Source organism: Nonomuraea lactucae, assembly GCF_003313395.1.
In the GTDB taxonomy this organism is placed as follows: domain Bacteria; phylum Actinomycetota; class Actinomycetes; order Streptosporangiales; family Streptosporangiaceae; genus Nonomuraea; species Nonomuraea lactucae.
Genome location: NZ_QNFZ01000877.1, coordinates 1 through 6,871 on the forward strand (window position 1 = coordinate 1; position 6,871 = coordinate 6,871).

The following is a 6,871-nucleotide window of genomic DNA, read 5'->3' on the forward strand; positions in this document are numbered from 1 at the left end:
CGCCCGCCCGGTCCCCCGGCCCGGTCCCCGGCCGCCGCCCCGGCCCCGGCCCCGAAGAACGCGATCCGGTACAGCACGGTCCAGGACCACACGATCCGGTACGGCACGGTCCAGGACCACACGGTCCGGCGCGGCACGGTCCGGGACCGCGCGGCCGGATCGGTACCAGAACAGGGCCGCCAGCAGGCCGAGCACGAGGGAGCCGCCCAGCGCCAGCTGCGTCTCGACCCTGCCTATCCCCGACGCGCCGAACCAGTCGCACCCCGCCGGCAGCCTGGCCTCCGACGCGCTGTAGCCGGCGCACAGGTAGAGCTTGACGAGCTTGACCGGCTCGGCCGGCCACCGGCTGGAGCCGCCCGACAGCGCGGGCGCCCGCGCGGCACAGAGCGGCAGCACTGCGGGCGTGGACCCCGTCACGCCGCCCTGCCAGCAGTTGCCGGTGCCCTGCCCGTCCCACCACACGTCGAGGCCGTTGGGCCGCCGCTCGCCGGTCGGGGCGACGCCGAGCGCGTTCCCCTCGAAGCGGTTGAAGTTGGAGGTGTCGGCCTGCTTGTCCAGGCGGTTCTCGCCGCGCACGAAGGCGGGCACGCCGAACAGCTGGAACGCGGCCCGCCGGTGACCCCAGACCTGGTTGTTCCGGAAGACGTTGTAGTTGCCGCCCGCGACCATCACGCCGGTGCCCGGTGGGACGCCCACCTGGGAGCAGACCACTCCCCGCTCGTAGCCGCGTTCGGCGGCCGGCTTGGCGCAGGTGCCGTCGCGGATGTGGTGGTAGTAGTCCTTGTTGTTGTCGTAGATCTTGTTGTTCTCGAACAGGGCGTGGTTCTGCGGCAGGCCGGGGTGGTCGGGCCAGAGGCTGTCCATCGTGGCGCCGACCATGTTGTCGTAGAACTCGTTGTCGTGGACCCACATCGAGTCGCCGGCGGTGCCCGAGTAGCCGAGCGCGTTGTCGTGGCTCTTGCAGCGGCGGATCTCGATGGCGTGGCGGGGGACGTCGTGGCCCCGCCCGTCGTTGATGTTGGAGGCACTGCCCGGGTAGAGGCCGCCGTCGCCGTTGCCGTACGCCTCGCAGTCGGTGTAGAGGCCGTGGTCACTGGCGAAGGTGAGGAAGCCGTACTCGTCGTTCCAGCGGGTGAGGACCCGGTCGATGACGAAGCCGTCGGTCTCCAGGACGTACAGGGAGTTGAACGTGGTGCGCTGGGCGGTGAGGTTGCGGAAGTAGACGCCGTCCGCGCGGTCGGCCCGGATGGCGTTGAGCTTGCGGTACTCGGCGTCGACGATCACGTCGAGCGGGCCGGCGCCGGTGCCCTCGATCTGCAGGTCCTTCTTGCCGAGGATGGCCACCAGGTTCTGGTTGTGGGGGCATCGCTGCTGCTGTTCGAAGGAGAGGATCTGGTATCCCCACGTGGACCAGCGGGCCGGGAGTCTGGCGCAGTCGCCGGTGGGAGCGCCCCGGGTGGGTTCCTCGCGGTAGAGGCCGGGCAGGATCGCGATGGTCATCCCTGGCCGGTCGACCCGGTCGACGGCCTGCTGGAGGTGCCTGAACCCTTCGCGCCGGCACCTTTCGAAGAGGGCGAGGTTGCGCCGCCTGAGCTCAGCCGGGAAGGCGGCCACCCGCCGCTCGAAGTCGGATTCGTCCGGCTTGCACACCAGCAGGTCGGGCTCTCCGGCACGCAGCGCCGGAACGCTGCCCGAACCGTCGGGAAGCGTCACCGGCCGCTCCTCGTGCGCCAGGGCGGCACCGCCGGGCAGCAGCAGGCCGAAGGTGATGGCGGCGGCGATCGCGATCCGGCGTAAGGGGGGCATGGCCGCGAGATTAGAACAGTGCTCACGTTCTGCCTAGAGCCACTGTGCGGCGGCGGTTCGCGACGCGAGGCGCGTGGCGAACCGGCGCTCGACGGGTGGCGGGTCACGCAGGACGGGCGGCGGGTGCCCCAGGGCAGGTCGCGAGACCCAGCAGGACGTGATCGACGATCCGTTCGGCGAGGTCCTCCGGCAGGTCACCGGCGGGCCCCCACTTGGTGTGCCAGATCATGGCACCCGACAGGATGGCCAGGCCCATCTCGACGTCCACCTCGGGCCTGAGCTCGCCGGTGGCGACCCCGCGTGCGATCACGTCGCGCACCGCCTGCCTGCGCGGCTCGACCGCCACCTTCAGGAACCGCTCCAGCAGGCGCGGGTAGCGGTCGGCGTCGTTCATGGCGACGTTCATCACGCAGCGGTTGCGGGCGTCGGCGGCGTCCTCCCGCATCGCGTTGAGCAGGATGATCAGGTCGTCGCGGACCGAGACCCCGCCGAGTGGCGGGAGCGGCGCCTTGAGGGTGGCGAGGGCGTCGGCGACGAGGTCCTCCTTGTTGGACCAGCGCCGGTAGATGGTGGTCTTGCCGACGCCCGCCCGCGACGCGATCGCCTCGATGGAGAGCTCGGCGACGCCCATGCCCTCGGCGATCAGGTCGAGCGTCGCGTCGATGATCGCCTTTTCCGCCTTCTCGCTGCGGGGGCGGCCCGCCGGGCGGGCCGTCGCCGGTTCCTGGATCGTCATCGCGGCCTCACACTACCGCCGGTTCCTTCACTTCGCTCTGCTGGAGAGCGCGCGGCTTGCCCGGCATCCACCTGGCCACCACGGCGACGCCCAGGAGCGCGATCACCGCGGAGATCAGGGCGGTGACGTGCATGCCGTCGAGGAACGCGGCGAACGCGGGCTTGATCAGGGCCTGGCCGCGCTCGCCGAGCGCCTGGGCGGCGCCGACCGTCGCCATGATGGACTCGCCCGCGGCGTGCTGGGTGTCGGCGGGCAGCCCGGACAGGGCGGGCGCGATCTCGCCGCGGTAGCTGGAGGACAGCACCGAGCCGAGGACGGCCACGCCGAGCGCGCCGGCGATCTGGCGCACGGTGTTGCTCATCGCGGAGCCGACTCCGGCCTTCTCCCGGGGCAGCGACTCCATGATCGCCGTGGTCGCGGGGGGCATGATGTTGGCCATCGCGGCGCCCTGCACGAAGAAGACGATCTCGATGAGGAACACCGGGGTGTTCTGGTCGAGGAACGCGTAGCTGGCCAGCGCCATCGTGATCAGCAACATGCTGACCGTGGAGGCCAGCTTGGCTCCGAAGCGCTCGTTCATGCGCTGGCTGAGCGGCGCGAAGATGAGCTGCGCGGCGGCGAACGGGATCATCAGGGCCCCCGCCTGCACCGGGCTGAACCCCAGCACGATCTGCAGGTAGAAGGTCAGGAAGAACATCCCGCCCATCATCGCGAAGAAGACGATGCCCATCATGCCGATGGCCGTGGAGAAGCGGGCGTTGGCGAAGTTGCGCACGTCGAACACCGGGTGGTCGATGCGCCGCTCCCACCAGACGAACACCGCCAGCACCGCGAGGCCGACCAGCGCCGGGACGTAGACCTCGGGGTCGGTCACGGTGGCCAGCTCGCCGCCGCGGATGATGCCGTAGACCACCGCGACGAGGCCGACGATCGACAGGAGCACGCCGAACGGGTCGAGCCTGGACGGCTTGGGGTCACGCGACTCCGGCACGATGGTCCCGATGAGGATCATGCTGATCACCACGATCGGCACGTTGATCAGGAAGACCGAGCCCCACCAGAAGCGCTCGATCAGCAGGCCCCCCGTGATGGGGCCGATCGCCACGGCCAGGCCGACGCCGCCGGCCCAGAAGCCGATGGCCTTGCCGCGCTCGGCGGGCGGGAACACGTTGGAGATGATGGCCAGCGTGGCCGGCATGATCGCGGCGCCGCCGATGCCCATCGCGGCCCTGGCCAGGATCAGCTGGGTGGGATCCTGGCTGTAGGCGCTGGCCAGCGACGACAGTCCGAACAGCGCCATGCCGATGAACAGCATGCGCTTGCGGCCCGTGCGGTCGCCGATCACCCCGAACGTGAACAGCAGCCCGGCGAACACCAGCGTGTAGGAGTTGATCGCCCACTCCAGCTGGCTCTGCGTCGCGCCCAGGCCGTGCACCGGGTCGGCGATGGTCCTCATCGCCACGTTGAGGATGGTGTTGTCGAGCACGACGGCCAGCAGGCTGAACACCAGCACGCCGAGGATCGTCCACCGGCGCGGATGGCCTGTGTTCGCTTCCATTGGGGGGACTCCTCAATTTCGATACGTTCAAGTTTCGCAACAGCACCGTATCGCAATGTATTCCGATACGCAACAGTCCCGTTTCGCAATTGCTCGCCGAGGGGCGGCTGGGGGCCCGTGGCCCCGTCGTGGCTAGTCCTCGCCCGCCGCGACGGCCTCCAGCGGCTCGACGCGGAACGCCTCGGCGGGCGCCGGGCGGCGGCGCCACAGCGGCAGCGCGATCGCGACCATGGCCACACTGAGCAGACCGGCGGCGGCGAACGCCCAGGGCGGGCCGTAGGAATCGATGATCAAGCCCGCGATGGGCGCGGACGACGCCCCGCCGACCAGCAGGGCGGTGCCGTGGAACCCCATCGCCTCACCCCGCGCCCCCGCCGGCACCCAGCGGCTCACGGTCTCGACCGTGGACGACAGCGCGGGCGCGCACAGCAGGCCGGCGGGCAGCAGCGCCAGGACGAGCCAGCGCCAGTCGCCTCCGGCCAGCCCCACGGGCACGGTCAGCGCCCCCATGGCGGCGATGAGCACCAGGGGTGAGAGGCCGCGGCTCAGCCCGCCGTACACGAACCCGCCGAGCAGCGAGTAGCAGCACCAGACGCCGACGGCGAGCCCGATCCACTCGGTCCGGCCTGCGTGCTGCATGGTGCCGACCAGGGCGAGCTCGGTCGCGGTGAGCACGAACGTGGCCGAGGCCGTGGTGCCCAGCAGCGCGGCGAAGCCGGGCGTGAGCCACCCCCGCCTCGGCACCCTCGCGGCCGGGACCTCGCGCTCCTCCGCGGAGCGGACCGGCGGGTCGAGCGCGAAAAGCGCCAGCCCGGCGCCCGTCACGCCGGCCGCGATGATCGCCAGCGTGGGACCGCTGCCCAGCATGGTCACCCCGGCCACGGCCAGCGCCGGGCCGGTCATGTAGGAGAGCTCGACCAACATCGAGTCGAGCGAGAAGCCCATGCGGCGCTGCTCTGGAGGCACCAGGGCGGCCAGGCACTGCCTGATCACGCTGAACACCGGCAGCGCCAGCAGCCCGGCCGCCGCCGCCGCGACGACCAGCACCGGGTAGGGCAGCGCCCAGGCGCCCGCCCAGAAGGCCGCCTGGGCCGCGGTCGTGACGGCGAGCACCGGCCGCAGCCCGTGCCTGTCGACGAACCTCCCCGACAGCGGCGACCCCACCGCCATGCCCACCGTGCTCGCCGCGGTGACCAGCCCGGCCCGGCCGAAGCCGAGCCCGAGGCCGTGGACCACGTGCAGCGTCAGCGCCATCCCCATCGCGGTGGACGGGATGCGGGCCAGCAGGCCCACCAGCAGCAGGGTCCGAACGCCGGGCAGCCCGAGCAGGCGCCGGTAAGGGGTGATGGTCATCGTGGTTGCTTACCTCCTCGCACATTCTGGCAAGCGGCACCGACAGTTTCGCCACAGGGTTTCGCGGGATGGCATCATCAGAGGGTCCGGGTACGCCACTGGGGCGCCTCGAGACCTTTCTGGAGGGTCAACCATGTCCTCTTCCGTGTCCTCTCCCGCGTTCTCCTCCACCTCCTCCGCCGCCGCCTCCGCCGCCTCCGCCCCCTCTCGGGCGGCCACGTCCGGCGCGGGCACGCTGTACGGCGGCGTCGCCGGGCGCAGGGTCACCGTCCGAGACATCGCGGCCGCCAAGGCGCGCGGCGAGAAGTGGCCCGTTCTCACCGCCTATGACGCGATGACGGCCCGGGTGTTCGACGAGGCGGGCATCCCCGTCCTGCTCGTCGGCGACTCGGCGGCCATGGTCGTGTACGGCTACGACACCACGGTGCCCGTCACCGTCGACGATCTGCTCCCGCTGACCGCCGGCGTCGTACGCGGCTCCTCGCGCGCCCTCGTGGTCGCCGACCTGCCGTTCGGCTCCTACCAGTCCTCACCGGCGCAGGCGCTGGAGTCGGCGGCGCGCTTCATGAAGGAGGCGGGCGCGCACGCGGTCAAGCTGGAGGGCGGCCGCCGCGTCATCCCCCAGGTCGAGACGCTCGTGTCGGCCGGAGTGCCGGTCATGGGCCACCTCGGCCTCACACCGCAGTCCGTGAACGCCCTCGGCGGCTACCGCGTCCAGGGGCGCGGCGAGGCGGGCGAGGAGCTCATGAAGGACGCCAAGGACATGGAGCAGGCGGGCGCGTTCGCGGTGGTGCTCGAATGCGTGCCCGCCGAGCTCGCCGAGCGCGTCACGACGTCGCTGTCCATCCCGACGATCGGCATCGGCGCCGGTCCGAGCACGGACGCGCAGGTGCTGGTCTGGCAGGACCTCATGGGCCTGACGCCCAACCCCGCCAGGTTCGTCAAGCGGTACGCCGATCTGGCCACGGACCTGGACCACGCCGCCCGCGCGTTCGCCGCCGACGTCGCCACAGGCGCCTTCCCCTCCCCCGAGCACACCTACACCTGACCCACCCCGAGCGGACTCCGGTGCCGCTCGTGCCCTCGCCCGAGGGGAGCCCCCTGTGACAGGGCTCCTCTCGGGGGAAGGCGGCCCTCTCGAACGGCTCCCTCGTGCGGGTCTCCGCGCCGCACCGGCCGGGACGGGGGTGCCGCGCGGCGTCAGCGATTCGTTCCGGGAAACCGTGCGGGGCAGCGCGCTACGGTAGGGCGGCATGAGATTGGTCCACGGCATGATCGCCGCGCCCCTCGCGGTCCTCCTCGCCGGATGCGGCGGCGTGGCTGACGGGTCGGCGGGGCCGGGCGCCGCGCCGAGCGCCCCTCCGGGTGACACGTCGAGTGCCGCCCCGGGCACCGGACAGAGCGGCGCGCCCAGCGCC

5 protein-coding genes are annotated in these 6,871 nt (G+C 71.9%); 1 reads left to right on the forward strand and 4 read right to left on the reverse strand.

All coding sequences use genetic code 11. The features are described 5' to 3' along the window. The 4 genes from DQW85_RS30275 to DQW85_RS30290 all read right to left on the reverse strand — a co-directional run. Positions 1-1,806, reverse strand: a 1,806-nt coding sequence (locus DQW85_RS30275) for a right-handed parallel beta-helix repeat-containing protein (RefSeq protein WP_113703229.1), incomplete at its 3' end; no start/stop codon positions are given. A gap of 103 nt (positions 1,807-1,909) precedes the next feature. Further along, entirely contained in the window at positions 1,910-2,542 is a 633-nt protein-coding gene (locus DQW85_RS30280) for a TetR/AcrR family transcriptional regulator (RefSeq protein WP_113703230.1), read from the reverse strand. Between the two features lie 7 nt (positions 2,543-2,549). Then, positions 2,550-4,100 carry an MFS transporter gene (locus DQW85_RS30285; protein WP_113703231.1) on the reverse strand — a complete coding sequence of 517 codons (1,551 nt, stop codon included), beginning with the start codon at positions 4,098-4,100 and terminating at the stop codon, positions 2,550-2,552. Positions 4,101-4,232: 132 nt separating this feature from the next. Beyond that, complete coding sequence (locus DQW85_RS30290; protein WP_113703232.1) at positions 4,233-5,453, reverse strand: MFS transporter; 1,221 nt, start codon at positions 5,451-5,453, stop codon at positions 4,233-4,235. 133 nt (positions 5,454-5,586) lie between these two features. On the opposite strand from DQW85_RS30290, the gene panB reads away from it, so the two are divergent. Beyond that, on the forward strand, positions 5,587-6,501 hold the full coding sequence (gene panB, locus DQW85_RS30295; RefSeq protein ID WP_113703233.1) for a 3-methyl-2-oxobutanoate hydroxymethyltransferase: 915 nt from the start codon (positions 5,587-5,589) through the stop codon (positions 6,499-6,501). Positions 6,502-6,871: the final 370 nt, after the last annotated feature.

Excerpts from the sequence above, each read along its gene's own strand:
- DQW85_RS30290 (WP_113703232.1), bottom strand. The coding sequence starts at position 5,453 with ATGACCATCACCCCTTACCGGCGCCTGCTCGGGCTGCCCGGCGTTCGG.
- DQW85_RS30285 (WP_113703231.1), bottom strand. The coding sequence starts at position 4,100 with ATGGAAGCGAACACAGGCCATCCGCGCCGGTGGACGATCCTCGGCGTG.
- panB (WP_113703233.1), top strand. The coding sequence starts at position 5,587 with ATGTCCTCTTCCGTGTCCTCTCCCGCGTTCTCCTCCACCTCCTCCGCC.
- DQW85_RS30280 (WP_113703230.1), bottom strand. The coding sequence starts at position 2,542 with ATGACGATCCAGGAACCGGCGACGGCCCGCCCGGCGGGCCGCCCCCGC.